Annotated in this window: 18 protein-coding genes; 8 read left to right on the forward strand and 10 right to left on the reverse strand. The window is 45.9% G+C overall.

Going from position 1 to position 16,502, the window contains the following annotated elements:
* Nucleotides 1–14: 14 nt before the first annotated feature.
* The 4 genes from NL646_RS16120 to argR form a co-directional block, all read right to left on the reverse strand.
* Nucleotides 15–452 (reverse strand): universal stress protein, encoded by a 438-nt coding sequence (locus NL646_RS16120; protein ID WP_005454686.1) that lies wholly within the window; start codon nucleotides 450–452, stop codon nucleotides 15–17.
* 44 nt (nucleotides 453–496) lie between these two features.
* The gene (locus NL646_RS16125; RefSeq protein ID WP_021487174.1) at nucleotides 497–3,076 is read right to left on the reverse strand and encodes a TRAP transporter permease; all 2,580 of its coding nucleotides are present in this window, start codon (nucleotides 3,074–3,076) and stop codon (nucleotides 497–499) included.
* 297 nt (nucleotides 3,077–3,373) lie between these two features.
* Nucleotides 3,374–4,342: a TAXI family TRAP transporter solute-binding subunit gene (locus tag NL646_RS16130; RefSeq protein ID WP_005489477.1), complete on the reverse strand. Its 969-nt coding sequence runs from the start codon at nucleotides 4,340–4,342 to the stop codon at nucleotides 3,374–3,376.
* 405 nt (nucleotides 4,343–4,747) lie between these two features.
* On the reverse strand, nucleotides 4,748–5,218 hold the full coding sequence (gene argR, locus NL646_RS16135; RefSeq protein WP_005430583.1) for a transcriptional regulator ArgR: 471 nt from the start codon (nucleotides 5,216–5,218) through the stop codon (nucleotides 4,748–4,750).
* Nucleotides 5,219–5,576: 358 nt separating this feature from the next.
* Here argR and mdh point away from each other — a divergent pair, with 358 nt between their 5' ends.
* Together mdh and NL646_RS16145 are read left to right on the forward strand one after the other, a co-directional pair.
* Nucleotides 5,577–6,512: a malate dehydrogenase gene (gene mdh / locus NL646_RS16140; RefSeq protein ID WP_005454639.1), complete on the forward strand. Its 936-nt coding sequence runs from the start codon at nucleotides 5,577–5,579 to the stop codon at nucleotides 6,510–6,512.
* Nucleotides 6,513–6,625: 113 nt separating this feature from the next.
* Nucleotides 6,626–6,817, forward strand: coding sequence for a hypothetical protein (locus NL646_RS16145; protein ID WP_005479653.1), 192 nt, complete (start codon nucleotides 6,626–6,628; stop codon nucleotides 6,815–6,817).
* Between the two features lie 91 nt (nucleotides 6,818–6,908).
* Here NL646_RS16145 and ispB read toward each other — a convergent pair whose 3' ends face one another.
* The gene (gene ispB / locus NL646_RS16150; RefSeq protein ID WP_005479642.1) at nucleotides 6,909–7,880 is read right to left on the reverse strand and encodes an octaprenyl diphosphate synthase; all 972 of its coding nucleotides are present in this window, start codon (nucleotides 7,878–7,880) and stop codon (nucleotides 6,909–6,911) included.
* 257 nt (nucleotides 7,881–8,137) lie between these two features.
* Between ispB and rplU the strand changes: the two genes are divergently transcribed.
* From rplU to folA, 6 genes are all read left to right on the forward strand, one after another.
* On the forward strand, nucleotides 8,138–8,449 hold the full coding sequence (rplU, locus tag NL646_RS16155) for a 50S ribosomal protein L21 (protein WP_005383096.1): 312 nt from the start codon (nucleotides 8,138–8,140) through the stop codon (nucleotides 8,447–8,449).
* Between the two features lie 20 nt (nucleotides 8,450–8,469).
* Nucleotides 8,470–8,727, forward strand: coding sequence for a 50S ribosomal protein L27 (gene rpmA / locus NL646_RS16160; protein ID WP_005383095.1), 258 nt, complete (start codon nucleotides 8,470–8,472; stop codon nucleotides 8,725–8,727).
* A gap of 210 nt (nucleotides 8,728–8,937) precedes the next feature.
* Complete coding sequence (gene cgtA, locus NL646_RS16165; protein WP_005489537.1) at nucleotides 8,938–10,110, forward strand: Obg family GTPase CgtA; 1,173 nt, start codon at nucleotides 8,938–8,940, stop codon at nucleotides 10,108–10,110.
* Nucleotides 10,111–10,299: 189 nt separating this feature from the next.
* Nucleotides 10,300–11,100: a threonine/serine exporter family protein gene (locus NL646_RS16170; protein ID WP_005459610.1), complete on the forward strand. Its 801-nt coding sequence runs from the start codon at nucleotides 10,300–10,302 to the stop codon at nucleotides 11,098–11,100.
* Nucleotides 11,100–11,573 (forward strand): threonine/serine exporter family protein, encoded by a 474-nt coding sequence (locus NL646_RS16175; RefSeq protein WP_005459611.1) that lies wholly within the window; start codon nucleotides 11,100–11,102, stop codon nucleotides 11,571–11,573. The genes NL646_RS16170 and NL646_RS16175 overlap by 1 nt, the downstream gene beginning before the upstream one ends.
* Nucleotides 11,574–11,582: 9 nt before the next feature.
* Nucleotides 11,583–12,065 (forward strand): type 3 dihydrofolate reductase, encoded by a 483-nt coding sequence (folA, locus tag NL646_RS16180; protein ID WP_005459612.1) that lies wholly within the window; start codon nucleotides 11,583–11,585, stop codon nucleotides 12,063–12,065.
* A gap of 80 nt (nucleotides 12,066–12,145) precedes the next feature.
* On the opposite strand, the gene apaH is transcribed toward folA, so the two are convergent.
* From apaH to surA, 5 genes are all read right to left on the reverse strand, one after another.
* Entirely contained in the window at nucleotides 12,146–12,952 is an 807-nt protein-coding gene (apaH, locus tag NL646_RS16185; RefSeq protein ID WP_005480531.1) for a bis(5'-nucleosyl)-tetraphosphatase (symmetrical) ApaH, read from the reverse strand.
* A 16-nt stretch (nucleotides 12,953–12,968) separates the two neighbouring features.
* On the reverse strand, nucleotides 12,969–13,349 hold the full coding sequence (gene apaG / locus NL646_RS16190; protein ID WP_005459620.1) for a Co2+/Mg2+ efflux protein ApaG: 381 nt from the start codon (nucleotides 13,347–13,349) through the stop codon (nucleotides 12,969–12,971).
* A gap of 65 nt (nucleotides 13,350–13,414) precedes the next feature.
* On the reverse strand, nucleotides 13,415–14,224 hold the full coding sequence (gene rsmA / locus NL646_RS16195; protein WP_005459622.1) for a 16S rRNA (adenine(1518)-N(6)/adenine(1519)-N(6))-dimethyltransferase RsmA: 810 nt from the start codon (nucleotides 14,222–14,224) through the stop codon (nucleotides 13,415–13,417).
* Nucleotides 14,221–15,219 (reverse strand): 4-hydroxythreonine-4-phosphate dehydrogenase PdxA, encoded by a 999-nt coding sequence (gene pdxA / locus NL646_RS16200; RefSeq protein ID WP_025501697.1) that lies wholly within the window; start codon nucleotides 15,217–15,219, stop codon nucleotides 14,221–14,223. The genes rsmA and pdxA overlap by 4 nt, the downstream gene beginning before the upstream one ends.
* Complete coding sequence (surA, locus tag NL646_RS16205) at nucleotides 15,209–16,492, reverse strand: peptidylprolyl isomerase SurA (protein WP_253664443.1); 1,284 nt, start codon at nucleotides 16,490–16,492, stop codon at nucleotides 15,209–15,211. The genes pdxA and surA overlap by 11 nt, the downstream gene beginning before the upstream one ends.
* Nucleotides 16,493–16,502: the final 10 nt, after the last annotated feature.

Genomic DNA, 16,502 nt, shown 5'->3' on the forward strand with positions numbered 1-16,502 from the left:
GAGTGGCCGTAAGCTTAACCTTGCGGCTTCACTACCATCACGTTGATTGGAGAATATTCCACAACTTTACTTGCAACAGAACCAAGCATCACTTTGTTGATTTTCGAACGCTTGTGACTTGGCATAATAATAAGGTCTGCGCCCAAACGTTCGGCGTAATCAAGAATTGTTGCGTAAGCTTTGCCTTCGGCAACGTGCACTTTGTAAATCACTTCATCATCAATGTGCTCGCTGGCAAATGCTTTTAGCTGCTGCTTCACATCTTGCTTCATTTTCGCCGCTGCGTCTTTTGGGAAGTAAGTGGCGACCATCGACATGTGAATACCTGGCAAAACAGTGAGCAGGTGGATTTCTGCGTTTGCTTGTTTTGCTTGCCACACCGCCAGTTCAACCGCTCGGTCTGAGAAGCCTTGGTCATTTAGATCAACCGGAACAAGAATTTGTTTATACATTCAATGTCTCTCACTAAGGCCCCAGATCCGCGGGGCCAAATCGGTTATGCGCTCAGTTGTTCCTTGCGAGCACGACGTTTTTGGTTCATGGCAAGTACCAGCAGAAGAATCAAGCAAGGTACAAATACCCATTCTTTCATTGGACGATCCGCGTCTTGAACGACCCATTTGATTTCCCAATCAAAGTCGATACCAGATGACTCCGCAGGGCTACCAAATTCAACCATGTCGACGACCATTTTGCCGTCGTTCTCAGTCAGCATCAGACCCATTGAAGAGATACGCTCTTCAGCCGTCGTTGCTCTGTCTTCGAATGGCAGACGTACCGTTTTCTCGACGTATTCGCCTTCGAGGTTTTGTCCGGCAACACGTAACTCAATGGATTCTCCTACATTTAGGTTTTCCGTGATTTGAGCTATCTCAACCCCAGGAGAAAGAACTTTCGCTGGGTATAACATGTCCCACCAAAAACCAGGTCGGAAGAATGAGAAAGTTAATACTAATAATAGGACGGTTTCCCACCACTTGTTACGAGTCAGCCACCATCCCTGTGTAGCGGCAGAGAATATCAGCATCGCAATGATGGAAGAGATTACCGTGAGTGCTAAATGCCACCAAGAATCAATACCCATCAACAATAATTGGGTATTGAAAACAAACATGAATGGCAGAATGGCGGTTCGAATATCGTAGGTAAAGCCTTGGATACCGGTACGAATTGGATCGGACTTCGCGATTGCTGCAGCGGCAAAGGCAGCCAGACCGACCGGTGGTGTATCATCGGCGAGAATACCGAAATAGAACACGAACAAGTGCACTGCAATCAGTGGAATGATAAGACCGTGCGCTGCGCCGAGCGTTACGATAACTGGCGCCATTAGCGTTGATACTACAATATAGTTTGCTGTGGTAGGCAGACCCATACCGAGAATCAGACTGATAACCGCAGTAAACAGCAGCATTAGGATGACGCTACCGCCAGAGATAAACTCAACAAAGTCCGTCATCACCAAGCCGATACCAGTTAGCGTCACAACGCCAACAACCGTACCTGCCGCCGCTGTTGCGACACCGATACCGATCATGTTGCGAGCACCAGCCACCAAGCTTTCAGCAAGATCAACAAAACCCTCTTTGGTTTGCTGTACTAGGTCGCCTTCTTTCGCAAGTAACGCCATCAGAGGGCGTTGTGTTAGCAAAATGAAGACCATAAAGACGGTTGCCCAAAACGCTGATAAGCCAGGTGAGAAGCGCTCTACTGTTAAACACCAAACCAGTACCACGATAGGTAGCAGGTAGTGTAAGCCAGACTTCACTGTAGGCCCCGGATCTGGCACTTCAGTCAGCTCTGCATCAATCTCAATTGCGCCATCTTTCATGTGGTTCGCAGAAATTTTTACGAGGCCGACGTAGGCGATGAGTAGCGCGATCGTTACTATCGTAGTCGCTGCGTCGCCAAAGACATCTTTCGTCCAACCTACACCGTAGTACACCAAAGCGCTGATTACACACAGACCTAAAATGGTAGCTGTGAATGAAAGTAGGCTTTGCAGTAACGTTGGATTATGACGACGAGGTAAGCCAGTCATACCCGCTTTACATGCTTCAAGGTGAACGATGTAAATCAACGCAATGTAGGAAATCAGCGCTGGAAGTAATGCCGCTTTGATAACCTCTACGTAAGAAATCCCAACGTATTCCACCATCAAAAACGCTGCCGCGCCCATGATTGGCGGGGTGAGCTGACCATTGGTTGACGCTGCCACTTCAACTGCACCCGCTTTTGTGCCCGGGAAGCCGACTCGTTTCATCAATGGAATGGTAAAAGTACCCGTGGTTACGACGTTTGCGATCGATGAGCCTGAAACCAGACCCGATAGACCAGATGCGACAACCGCGGCTTTAGCTGGGCCGCCTTTCATATGACCAAGTAGAGAAAATGCGACTTTAATGAAGTAAGCACCTGCACCCGCACGCTCTAGCATCGCGCCAAACAGTACAAACAAGAATACGAAAGAAGTGGATACACCTAACGCAACACCAAATACCCCTTCGGTGGTTAGCCACAGATGCGACATCGCTTTACCTAAGCTTGCGCCTTTGTGGGCTATGACATCTGGCATGTATGGGCCAGCAAATGTGTAAGTCAGGAACACGGCGGCCACAACCATTAGCGGAGGCCCTAATGCACGACGAGTCGCTTCAAGTAGCAATATCATGCCAACGACCGCAACCACAATATCGGCAGTGGTGGGCGCGCCGGAACGTCCTGCGAGTTCGGTGTAGAAAAGGTAGATATAGGCAGCCGAAAAGCTACCCGCTAACGCTAGAATCCAATCCACAAGAGGAATGTGATCACGCGGAGAGTTCTTCATTGCTGGATAAGCAGTGAAGGCCAAAAATATCGCGAAAGTGAGGTGAATCGCTCGCGCTTCAGTGTCATTCAGTACGCCAAAATTGAAAATAAATGGTAGCGGGGAGGCGTACCATAATTGAAATAGTGACCAACACAGAGGGACTAACCAAAGGATTCGTCCTTGCACTCCCGAAGGGTTACGTGCGCCCGTGTCTGCTTGAGCCACCATTTCTTGCACATCTTGAGACGGAGTCTTATTCGTCGCCATGTACTTTTTCCTTATTATTGATGGTCCTGTCCGTTCTTCTATCGAGAACCACACTTCGCCTTTATCAGTGTAGTGAATGGAGCGAAGTTTGCTTTCGAGTATTCCGCTGCCGAATCACAAAGCAAGAGTACCGAGTGCTTTGTTGGCGGCGTTAAAGTGTTTTCTTGGGTATTGAGTGCGCAGTTCTAAGAAAAACTGGCAAATGAACAAAGCATGCTGGTTCAACGTGCTACAACCAGCGTACTCAATCAGGCAGAAAACCATCTTTTTCTGCCTGAGATTGAAATAAGTGAGTGCTTACTTAATTAGACCCACTTCTTTGTAGTATTTTTCTGCACCTGGGTGAAGAGGGATAGAAATACCTGCTTTCACCATGTCTTCTTTTTTCAGGTTAGCAAAAGCTGGATGCAGACGTTTGAAGGTGTCGAAGTTCTCGAACACGGCTTTAGCAACGTTGTATGCAACTTCATCAGAAACATCAGCTGTTGTTACCATTGTTGCTGCAACACCAAAGCTCTTCACGTCTTTATCTGTACCACGGTACATACCAGCCGGCACTGTGCTGAATGCGTAGTACGGGTTGTCTGCGACGATCTTGTCGATCTTAGGACCAGTTGCAGGCACTAGCTTCGCATCACATGATGTTGTTGCTTCTTTGATTGAACCGTTTGGATGGCCAACCATGTAGATGAACGCATCAATTTTGTTGTCACAAAGTGCTTGAGAACGCTCTGAGCCTTTTAGCTCTGAAGCAAGTTTGAAGCTGTCATTTGTCCAGCCCATTGCTTCCATTACTACGCCCATTGTCGCGCGGTCACCAGAACCTGGGTTACCGATGTTGACACGCTTACCTGCTAGGTCTTGAACGTTTTCGATGCCAGAGTCAGCACGTGCGATGATGTTGAAAGGTTCAGTATGAAGAGAGAACATTGCACGCAGTTTTTTGTACGGGCCTTGTTCCGCAAACTTGCTCGTACCGTTGTAGCCGTGGTACTGCCAATCCGATTGCACGATACCAAAATCTAATTCGCCTGCACGGATAGTGTTAACGTTGTAAATTGAGCCACCAGTTGATTCTACTGAACAACGGATGTTGTGGTCTTTACGACCTTTATTTACCAACTTACAGATAGCACCACCAGTAGGGTAGTAAACACCAGTTACAGAGCCAGTACCGATAGTAATAAACTCTTGAGCGTTAACCGCGCCTGCGCCCATTACAGCTGCAGCGATAGCGCCTACTTTGAGAAGTTTGTTAAATGCCATGAATTTCCCTTCCTTATATTCATTATTTACCCGGAAATAACCATAAATCACTTCTGGAGTTTCCTATTTGGAAACGGCATCTTTTCCAATCCAATTGTTTGAAAAAGCGAGCAAATCATAACAAAAAATTGGCAGAAAATTATCCGAATGTTAAATGTTATAGCGAATAAGTCTAAAGCTTGCGACAAGGTGTAGTGATTGATCTTCGGTTTAATTCTTTTTATAACAGCTAGTTAGGTATGATTAAGGCAAGATGGTGAAAAAGATCAATTGCGTGATATTAATCACAAAAGTGGTGGGTAAAAAGTAGTCACATGAAGCAATTTGTTTACATAAATAATGGGCTACAAAATAGTATTTCTTTCATAGCCCACAAAGAGTTACTTAAACCAATGCTCGTCGGTCTCAGCCTGTGTACTCGAATAGCTCACATACAGACTTGAACAATTGTTCAGTTGATACTGGCATTGTAGGGGTAATAAAAATGGTATCGTCACCCGCTACTACGCCAAGAATACCCTCGGATTTACCTAACGAGTCGAGTAGGCGAGCAATAAGCTGTGCTGCGCCAGGACCTGTGTGAATGACAACCAATGCCGCATTGTGATCGATGTCTAAAACCAGTTCACGTAGAGAGCTGCTTACTGTTGGTACGCCCAACTCGGCCGGTAGGCAGTACACCATTTCCATTTTTGCGTTACGAGTACGAACAGCACCAAACTTGGTCAGCATACGTGAAACTTTAGATTGGTTAATGCTTTCAAAGCCTTGCTGCTTGAGTGCGTCAACAATTTCACCCTGTGAGCCAAAGCTCTCTTCTTTTAGCAGGGCTTTAAAGGCGCGGACTAGGTTATCTTGTTTCTCTGAATTGCGCATAGTCATTATGATTCTCTTAGTACGTGTCAGCAATTTTGCATATTCTCGCATATATATTCATGCAGTGCCAAAAAGTCCCGGCATTCTGTTAGTTGCATCACTGTAAACCATAAACAGAACAGGATTCTTTAAGATTATTCAACCAGTCTCGTTTTGTCCTGTTGAATTTCTTGTCATTTCAACAGAATAAAAGAATAATCCAACCTTCATTTGTAGCACGACAACAGCGAGTTGCGCGAGGTCGCAAAGCTGGCGTTAATTGATTGTAATCAAGTTGTGATTCCGATAGCTTATTTCAGTTGGTTACAAACTACCCTACGAATACGTTTATAAGAGAAATACTCTCAAGGAGAACTACATGAAAGTAGCCGTTATTGGTGCCGCTGGTGGCATCGGTCAAGCCCTTGCCCTTCTGCTTAAGAACCGTCTTCCTGCTGGTTCTGATTTAGCCCTATACGATATTGCTCCAGTTACGCCTGGCGTAGCAGCAGATCTTAGCCACATCCCAACACCAGTATCGATCAAAGGTTATGCTGGTGAAGATCCAACTCCTGCGCTAGAAGGTGCAGATGTAGTTCTTATCTCTGCGGGTGTTGCTCGTAAGCCGGGCATGGATCGTGCGGATCTGTTCAATGTAAACGCTGGTATTGTGAAATCACTTGCTGAAAAGATTGCGGTTGTTTGTCCTAAAGCATGTGTAGGTATCATCACTAACCCAGTGAACACAACAGTGCCAATCGCTGCAGAAGTTCTGAAGAAAGCGGGTGTTTACGACAAGCGTCGCCTATTCGGTATTACCACACTAGACGTGATCCGTTCAGAAACGTTTGTTGCTGAGCTAAAAGGCAAAGATCCTAGCGATATTCGTGTACCAGTTATCGGTGGTCACTCTGGCGTGACAATTCTTCCTCTTCTTTCTCAAGTAGAAGGTGTGGAGTTTACAGCTGAAGAAGTAGAAGCTCTGACTAAGCGTATTCAAAACGCGGGCACAGAAGTTGTTGAAGCAAAAGCGGGTGGCGGTAGTGCGACACTTTCTATGGGCCAAGCGGCTTGTCGTTTCGGTCTAGCACTTGTACGAGCTCTTCAAGGTGAAGAAGGCGTTGTTGAGTGTGCTTACGTTGAAGGTGATAGCGAGCACGCACCTTACTTTGCACAACCAGTGAAGTTGGGTAAAGAAGGCGTAGAAGAAGTACTAAGCTACGGCGAATTGAGCGACTTCGAAAAAGCGGCGCTAGATGGAATGCTAGAAACGTTAAATGGCGACATCAACATTGGTGTTGAATTCGCTAAATAATCTCTATAACGCGAATTAAGAAGAAAGCCGATCTTAGGATCGGCTTTTTTGATCTTTTTGCTCTGAATTACGTATCACAAGCGAACCAAAACAACATTGTTAAGGAGAAGATGATGGAAGCAAGTCGAATCCGAAAAGGCATGGTTGTTGAGTGCCAAGAAGGCGTCGGTACGATTTTGGTTGTCGACCGTGAAGCAGAGACCGTTTTGTTATCCAAGCAAGGCTCAGATCAACAGATAGCAGTGAGTTTTGATGAGATAGAGGACGATCCACAGCTGCACGGTGGAAGCGAACGATACTATTAGTCAAAGTCGTTGAAATTGTCTAGAGCTGAGACGAAAAAGGAAGAGCGAAATGCTCTTCCTTTTGTGTTTCTTGCTAAAGGGTCCGATGGTGCTAGCGAGTGCGTTTTACCGCAACATGAGCCAGCGTGATAAGCGCTTCTTTGTATTCTGATTCTGGTAGTACTTCCAGTTCAGCGATCGCCTTATCTGCTTCTTCTAACGCTTTCTGCGTAGTGTATTCTAACGAACCGGCCTCTTTCATAACGGCTAGGATTTCATCTAAGCGTTCCATGCCATTGGCTTTTTCAATCGCTTCGCGAATCATCAGCGCATTTTCTGGCGTCGTATTACGCATTGCATGCAACAGAGGCAGTGTCGGTTTTCCTTCAGCCAAATCATCACCAACGTTTTTGCCCATGTCTTCGCCATCGGATGTGTAGTCCATCACATCATCAATAAGCTGGAATGCAGTGCCTAGGTATTTACCATAATTCTGCAGAGCCAATTCAACGTGTTCTGGAGCATCATTTAAGATTGCGCCAATTTGCGTTGCAGACTCGAACAAGCGTGCAGTCTTTGAGTAGATGACTTGCATGTAGCTTTCTTCGGTAGTGTCAGGATCGTTACAGTTCATCAACTGTTGAACTTCACCTTCGGCGATCACATTTACTGCATTACTCATTAGTTGAAGGATCTTCATGGATCCTAGCTCAGTCATCATCTGAAATGAGCGAGTGTAAATAAAGTCCCCAACAAGTACGCTCGCGGCATTACCAAACGCAGCATTCGCTGTCGCTTTTCCACGGCGCATGTCTGATTCGTCCACGACATCATCGTGCAGCAAAGTCGCTGTATGGATGAACTCGATAAACGCCGCTGCCATCGTATGGCCAGTGCCTTGGTACCCCAATGCACGTGCTGACAATATTGCCAGTAACGGTCGTAGACGTTTGCCTCCACCACTCACGATATAGAAACCGAGCTGGTTGATTAAAGAGACATCAGAATTTAGTTGGGCTTGAATTGTTTCATTCACTTTTGCCATGTCATCGGCAGTAAGCGCTTGGATAGTTTTAAAATCCATCGTATATCCGGCTGAAGTTAGACCCTGCAAGGCTTATTCGATTTATATAATTGTCGAATAATACACTAAAAAACGTTGATTAATACATTACTAAAGGGCATGATTGCCGCACTTTTCTTTGGCGATTAGCTTTTCGCCAATTTTTTCAAAATATGGCTTGTCATAGGGGCATCTCTTCTGTAGAATCTGCGCCCTATTGATGATTAGTTTAGCGCACACCCTCATGAAAAGGCTGTGCGGAAAAAGCGGAGTAAAATATGTACGCTGTTTTCCAATCTGGTGGTAAACAACACCGTGTAAGCGAAGGTCAAACTCTTCGTTTAGAGAAATTAGACGTTGAAACTGGTGCAACTGTAGAATTTGATAAAGTTCTTCTTGTTGCTAACGGCGAAGACATCAAAGTTGGTGCTCCTCTTGTAGAGGGCGGCAAAATTGTTGCTGAAGTTGTACAACACGGTCGTGGCGATAAAGTTAAAATCGTTAAGTTCCGTCGTCGTAAGCACTCTCGTAAGCAACAGGGTCACCGTCAGTGGTTCACTGAAGTGAAGATCACTGGTATCAACGCTTAATCTATTAGGAGAGTTTAACAATGGCACACAAAAAAGCTGGTGGTTCTACTCGTAACGGCCGCGATTCAGAAAGCAAACGTCTAGGTGTTAAGCGTTTCGGTGGTGAATCTGTACTTGCAGGTAACATCATCGTTCGTCAACGTGGTACTAAGTTCCACGCTGGTAACAACGTAGGTATCGGTAAAGACCACACTCTATTCGCTCTTACTGAAGGTAAAGTGAAGTTCGAAGTGAAAGGTCCTAAGAACCGTAAGTTTGTAAGCATCGAAGCTGAGTAATTAGGTTTTTACCAAGTTACTTAATAGCTTTAAGCTGAATTCAAAAGCCCTGCCGAATCGGCGGGGTTTTTTATTTATGGCAGTCGACATATCGAAGTTTCTCGTTAGAATCCGAGGCGATTTGAATCTGGGAGCTTAGATCTGTCATCTGCTAAAATTGTCGGATGACACAGTAGATTTAATCCACGCACGAAGTAGTCGGAGTAAAAGATGAAGTTCGTAGATGAAGCGGTAGTAAAAGTTCAGGCTGGTGATGGCGGTAGCGGCGTTGTCAGTTTCTGGCGTGAAAAATTCATCACTAAAGGTGGCCCTGACGGCGGTGATGGTGGTGACGGCGGTGATGTTTACATCCAAGCTGATGAAAACCTAAATACCCTAATTGATTACCGTTTCCAACGCTTCTACGAAGCGGAGCGTGGTGAAAACGGTCGCGGTGGTAACTGTACTGGTAAACGTGGTAAAGACATCGTTCTTCGCGTACCAGTGGGTACTCGCGCAGTAGATATCCACACTAACGAAATTGTGGCAGAAGTTGCTGAGCACGGTAAGAAAGTGATGGTCGCGAAAGGCGGCTGGCACGGTCTTGGTAACACGCGTTTCAAATCTTCAGTAAACCGAGCGCCTCGTCAAAGAACGCTAGGTACGAAAGGTGAAATTCGTGAAATCCGTCTTGAGCTACTGCTGTTGGCAGACGTTGGTATGCTTGGCTTGCCAAACGCAGGTAAATCAACGTTTATTCGCGCGGTATCAGCGGCAAAACCAAAAGTAGCAGACTACCCGTTTACCACGTTAATCCCAAGCTTGGGTGTGGTGAGTGTTGTTCCTGAAAAGAGCTTTGTGGTTGCTGACATCCCGGGGCTTATCGAAGGGGCTGCTGATGGTGCGGGTTTAGGTATTCGTTTCTTGAAACACCTAGAACGTTGCCGAGTGTTGCTGCACATGATTGATATCATGCCGATTGATCAGTCTGATCCTGTACAAAATGCACTAACCATCATTGATGAGCTAGAGCAGTACAGTGAAAAACTGGCAAGCAAACCTCGCTGGTTGGTGTTCAACAAAGTTGATCTGATGCCTGAAGAAGAAGCGAATGAAAAGATCCAAGAGATCTTGGATGCGCTAGGTTGGGAAGACGAGTACTTCAAGATCTCTGCGATCAACCGTTCTGGCACCAAAGAGCTTTGCTACAAACTTGCTGACTTTATGGAAAACCTACCTCGCGAAGAGGAAGAAGTGGCTGAAGAAGATAAAGTTAACTTCATGTGGGATGATTACCATAAAGATGCAATGGCAGGAAAAGACGTTGTTACTGAAGATGACGACGACTGGGATGATTGGGATGACGAAGAAGATGACGGTCACGTTGTCTACGTTCGTGACTAATTGTTCTCTCCAAGCGATGTCTTGCTAGAAAATTTAATAAAGCCGCAAAATCTATTGCGGCTTTTTTTTGTATCTAAATCATATTTAGATGATGTGATTTGCGGCACAATAGTGGCTTCGCGTGATAATTCTGGACTGGGCTCCTTCACGTGAGAGTAAGCAACACCCTAAAAGGACTTAGACCTATCTATGAATCTAGAAACCATACCGTCTGGAGAGTTGACGGTATCTAACCAACGCTCCATTTCTCGACTTGTCGCTCAAGCCGGACAAATGCTGTTGGCCCATGGCGCAGAAAGTACGCTTGTGTGCGATATCATGCGTCGTATTGGCTTAGCTTGTGGCGTGCATGAAGTGGCTGTAGCCCTCTCAGCCAATGCCTTGGTTGTCACGACCGTAATGGATGGACATTGCATCACCACTACTCGAAGCTGTGCCGATCGTGGCATCAACATGCGCGTTATTACGCAAATTCAACGTATCTGTATCATGATGGAGCGCGGGTTACTCGATGCTGCCATGGCGCAGAAAAAACTGAATACCATCAGCCCAGAACGGTACAACCGCTGGCTAGTGGTGCTTATGATTGGCTTATCATGCGCGGCATTCAGCCATTTAGCGGGTGGCGATTGGGGCGTATTTATTATGACCTTCTTGGCCTCGGCTGGTGGCATGATCGTGCGCCAAGAGATTGGCCATCGTCACTTCAATCCATTACTTAACTTTGCTGCTACCGCATTTGTAACCACGTTGATTTCTGCTCAAGCTGAAATTTATCAAATTGGTAATTTACCAACCGTAGCGATGGCATCGTCGGTGTTGATGTTGGTGCCTGGTTTTCCACTGATTAATTCGGTAGCAGACATGCTAAAAGGTCACATTAACATGGGTATTGCCCGGTTTGTAATGGCCAGTTTGCTGACGTTAGCAACGTGTTTGGGCATTGTGGCGGCAATGAGTGTAACTGGTATTTGGGGGTGGGCAATTTAATGAATATTTTTGATTTAACGCTCGGTTTGCTCAATGACATGTTTTTTGCTGCCATCCCTGCAGTCGGCTTTGCGTTGGTGTTTAATGTGCCACAGCGAGCTTTGATCTATTGCGCGGTAGGTGGTGCGATTGGTCACGGAAGCCGTTACTTGATGATGCAGTTTGGAGTACCGATTGAGTGGGCGACCTTCTTCGCTGCCACCTTGGTTGGCATGATAGGGGTTCATTGGTCTCACCGCTTTTTGGCTCATCCAAAAGTGTTTACTGTCGCTGCATTGATACCTATGGTGCCGGGCGTTTTTGCTTACAAAGCGATGATTGCGATGGTGGAGATTAACCATTTGGGTTACTCGCCAGAGTTAATTGCGACCTGCATGGAGAACTTTCTTAAAGCCATGTTTATTATTGCTGGTTTAGCAGTTGGCCTCGCAGTTCCTGGGCTGTTATTCTACCGCCGCAGACCGATAGTATAAGGACCCGACATGATCATTAGTATGATTGCCGCGATGGCAGACAACCGCGTTATTGGCAAAGATAATCAAATGCCTTGGCATCTTCCTGCGGATTTTGCTTGGTTTAAACGTTGTACGATGGGGAAGCCCGTCGTAATGGGAAGAAAGACTTACGATTCAATTGGTCGCCCTTTGCCAGGACGTTTGAATATTGTCATTAGCCGAGATGAATCATTGAGTATTGAAGGCGTTACGACGGTGACTTCAGTTGAAAAAGCGTTAGAGGCTGCAGGTGATGTTGAAGAAGTAATGATCATTGGTGGTGGTGCTATCTACGCTTCTTGTTTAGCGATGGCAAATAAACTGTATGTCACACATATTGATGCTGTAGTTGAAGGTGACACCCAGTTCCCAGACTGGGGTAATGAGTTCAAAGAGACATATTCTGAAACCTACCAAGCGGATGAGAAAAACGCTTACAACATGCGTTTTACGATTTTAGAAAAGCAATAGTTAGAAAAGTCTCTCGAAGCAGAATAGAAAAAAGCACCGTAACCACGGTGCTTTTTGTTTTTGGAGTAACGATCTAGTGATTAATCGAGAGCGTCTTGGGTAAAGAGTTGTTTGTCTTCCCAACGGATCATCGTCAGCGAACCACCCCAGACACAACCTGTATCGAGTCCAATGACTTTTTCATCGATATAGCCCTGCAATGCTGCCCAGTGGCCGAATAACACTGTTTTTTCTAACGGTATGCGGTGCGGCAGTTCAAACCAAGGTACCAATTGGTCACCTGTGACTTCTTGCGGAGGCAGTTTGCAGTCCATATCTAAACGACCATCAGAAAAGCAGAAACGCATTCTTGTAAAGGCATTGATGATATAGCGGTAGCGATCTAGACCTTCCAGTGAGTCATCCCAAAGATCTGGTAAGTTGCTGTACATATTTTTTAGCAACCACGGCAACTCTTCGCCTTGGATAATACGTTCTACTTCGCGAGCGCATTGTCTTGCTGTTTCTAAATCCCATTGCGGTGAAATACCCGCATGACACATCACAAACTCGTCGTGCTCTGCCAGAAGAGGTTGTTTAGCTAGCCAAGAGAGCAGTTCTTCGCGGTCTTTAGCGAGGAAAATAGGGGTCGTTTTATCTTTGTCTTTTCGCTTTTTCAGGCCGTAGGATACTGCCAGTAAATGCAAGTCATGATTGCCGAGTACGACTTTTGCGCTGTCACCGAGTGACTTTACGAAGCGCAGTGTTTCGAGTGATTTCGGGCCGCGAGCCACCAAATCTCCTGCGAGCCAAAGTTGGTCATGTTGAGTGGAAAAGTTGACGCGCTTGAGTAGCTGCTGTAGTTCGTCAAAACAGCCTTGGATGTCACCAACGATATAGGTAGCCACTGAATCTCCAATCTTATTAATTTAAAACGTTCGGAATCGCTAAACGAAATGGCTCAATTTCAGTGATGAATTCCTGGCCTTTTTCATCCAGCATTTTGTAGTGTCCTTGCATGACACCAACAGGCGTTTCTAACGCGGTACCACTGCTGTAAGTGTATTCATCGTTGCTTGGAATAAACGGCTGCTGCCCAACAACACCTTCTCCCTCTACCGTCATTTGTTTACCGTTGGAATCGGTAATCAACCATCGGCGACTTATGAGCTGCACTGTCTGCTGGCTGAGGTTTTTAATGGTAATGACGTAGGCGAAAACAAAGCGTTGTAGCTCTGGATTGGATTGCTCTTCGATGTATTTGGTGTGAACTTGAATCTTGATGCAGGGTTGAATGACGTCCATGTGCACTCCTTGATAAACTTAATAATAAGCCAAACCGGCAAGGGTTTGGCTTATTGTTTGAGTTATTAGTGCTGCGGGTTGTCCGCTAGCCAGTTCGCCATCGCGACGAATTGTTGTAGCGTTAGGTTTTCTGGACGCATGCTTGGGTTTACACCTAGCTCTTCCAGAACTTCTGCGCTCAACAGAGATTTGTAGCAGTTACGCACGGTTTTACGGCGTTGGTTAAAGCCTTCACGACAAACTCGATCGAGTAAACGTAGATCTTTCGCTGGGCATGGTAGCTCTTCATAAGGTACTAGGCGAACAACAGCGGAGTCTACTTTCGGTGGCGGAACAAATGCGGTTGGTGGTACTTCTAGTACAGGTACAACTTTACAGTAGTACTGCGCCATTACCGTTAGACGACCGTAAGCTTTACTACCTGGGCCTGCTGCCAAGCGATTCACCACTTCTTTTTGAAGCATAAAGTGCATGTCTTGAATGTCTTTATGGAATTCAAATAGGTGGAACATCAAAGGTGTAGAGATGTTGTACGGCAAGTTACCGAAGATACGCAGCTTGTTGTTTGGCTTCACTAACTGAGTGAAGTCAAAGCGCATTGCGTCGCCTTCATGAATCGTTAGTTTGTCTGCTAAATCAGGGTGGTTACGTAAACGCTCGGCAAGGTCACGGTCCAGTTCAATAACGGTGAACTTATCTACTTCACGGCCAACGGGTTCTGTGATTGCACCAAGACCCGGGCCGATCTCAACCAGATTCTGACCTGGCTTTGGGTTAATTGCTGATACGATGCCATCAATAATGTATGGATCGTTCAGGAAGTTTTGACCAAAACGTTTACGCGCTTTGTGTCCTAAATGGACATCATTTCTCATTGTTTCTTCTCTACCAATTCTATCGCATGCGTGAGCGCTGTTCGGAAGCTCCCTGTATCCGCTTGACCTGTCCCTGCCAGCTCTAATGCAGTACCGTGATCTACCGAGGTTCTAATAAAAGGTAGACCAAGAGTAATGTTTACTGAACGTCCAAAGCCTTTGTATTTTAATACTGGCAATACTTGGTCGTGGTACATGCCTAAAACAGCATCTGCATCGTTTAAATATTTTTCATTGAAAATGGTATCTGCCGGCAGTGGGCCGATCAGCTTGATACCTTTTTCTTTTTGAATCTTTTCCAGTGTCGGAGTGATGGTTTCGATCTCTTCACGACCTAAACAGCCATCTTCACCTGCATGAGGATTAAGCCCGCAAACATAGATGTTTGGCTCTGCGATGGCAAATTTTTCTACGAGGTCTTTATGAAGAATATCGATGATCTTCTCTAGTCGCTCTTCGGTGACCGCTTTTGACACATACGCCAATGGAATATGTGTGGTAACCAATGCGACACGCAGTCCTTCTGTTGCCAACATCATGACCACTAACGGTGTATTTGATTTCTCGGCAAAGAATTCAGTATGACCACTAAATGCAACACCTGCGCGATTGATCACCCCCTTGTGAACAGGGCCGGTGACAATAGCATCAAATTCATCATTCATACAGCCCAAAGCGGCTCTTTCTAGCGTTTTTAATACGTAGTGGCCGTTGCTTTCATTAAGTTGACCAGCAATCGCGTTTTCCGAAATTTCAACGTGGTCAACGATAAGTGTGCCCGCTTTTTGCGCCTTAGGTGCTTCTTCAGGATTGTAATCAAAGAGTTGGACATCAATGCCAAGCATTTTGGCACGTTCCAGCAACATGTTTTTATCTGCGCAGACGACAATCTGGTGTGCCCAATCTTCTTTTGATAGAGCCAGCACTAAGTCAGGGCCGATGCCCGCAGGTTCTCCTGCTGTTACGACAATTCTGCGAATTGAATTAGTTGTCATTGTTGTCATCCACGATTTCAACAAACGCACTTGCACGCAGCTCTTGCATCCATGCGCCTGCTTCTTCATTAAACTTTCGATTGAATAGAATGCGGTAAGCTTTATTCTTCATTGCTGAATCTGTGCGGTCGACTTGGCGTCGGTCTAACACTTCAACAATGTGCCAGCCATGAACCGTTTTGAATGGTTCACTGATTGAGCCAACTGGTAGCGTTTCAACTTGGTGTTTAAATTCAGGAACATAAAGATCTGGTGTTTGGTAACCAAGTTCACCATCTTGAGCCGCAGAGCCTGGGTCTTGGCTGTATTGTGAGGCCAATTGAGCAAAGGTCGCTTCGCCAGCTTTGATGCGACGAACGAATTCATTTAACTGCTTTTTAGCGCCTTCATCACTAAGAATCACGGTTGGTTTGATCAGAATATGGCGAGCGTTAACTTCCGTCACCGCAACGGTTTCCAGACCCTTCACATCTTCAATTTTTAGGATGTGGAAACCAACGCCACTACGGAATGGGCCAATGATACTGCCTTTGTTCTGCATCTTGATTTGATCAGCAAAGATGGTTGGCATTTCTTCTTTACGCATCCAACCCCAATCACCACCTTGGAGAGCTTTCGGACCTTTAGAGTAGGTGTAAGCCATTTCGGTGAAGTCTGCGCCGTCGTTCAGTTTTTTAACTAGGGCTTTCGCTTGTGCTTCTACTTCTGATTTATCTTGACCGTCGGTGAAACGCAGTTGGATATGACCGATTTTGTATTGCACGGTTGCGTTGGTTTCTTTCGTTAGCTGGTCTGCAAGGCTATCAACTTCTGCTGGAAGGATATTGATTCGGCGACGAACTAGCGCATTACGAGCTTCTGACGCTGCAATTTCTTTACGGATTTGCTCGCGGAACTCTGGGTAGCTTAGGCCTTCTGCTTGCACGGATGCTGCCAGTTCTTCCACGCTTTGGTTATTGTTGCGTGCGATTTCTGCGATGGCTTGGTTTAGACGGTTATCGTCGATGCGTACACCAATACGGTCAGCTTCTTGGCCTTGCAGCGTATCGATGATCAGTTTTTCTACCACTTGCTCTTTGAGCACGCTTGCCGAAGGTAGACTTTTTCCGCTTTGACGAGCATTGGCTTGTAGGGTTTTCATCGCAGTATTGATGTCGCTTTGTAGAATGACACCGTCGTTAACGATGACAGCAACCTTATCAAGCTCTACCGGTGCTGCTACTGCTCCACAAGAGAGTAGGGTCGTGAATAAGATTGATTTCCAAATTTTCATTTAAAATTCC

The organism is Vibrio sp. Y20_XG_PY13, from assembly GCF_024181925.1.
Classification (GTDB): domain Bacteria; phylum Pseudomonadota; class Gammaproteobacteria; order Enterobacterales; family Vibrionaceae; genus Vibrio; species Vibrio parahaemolyticus.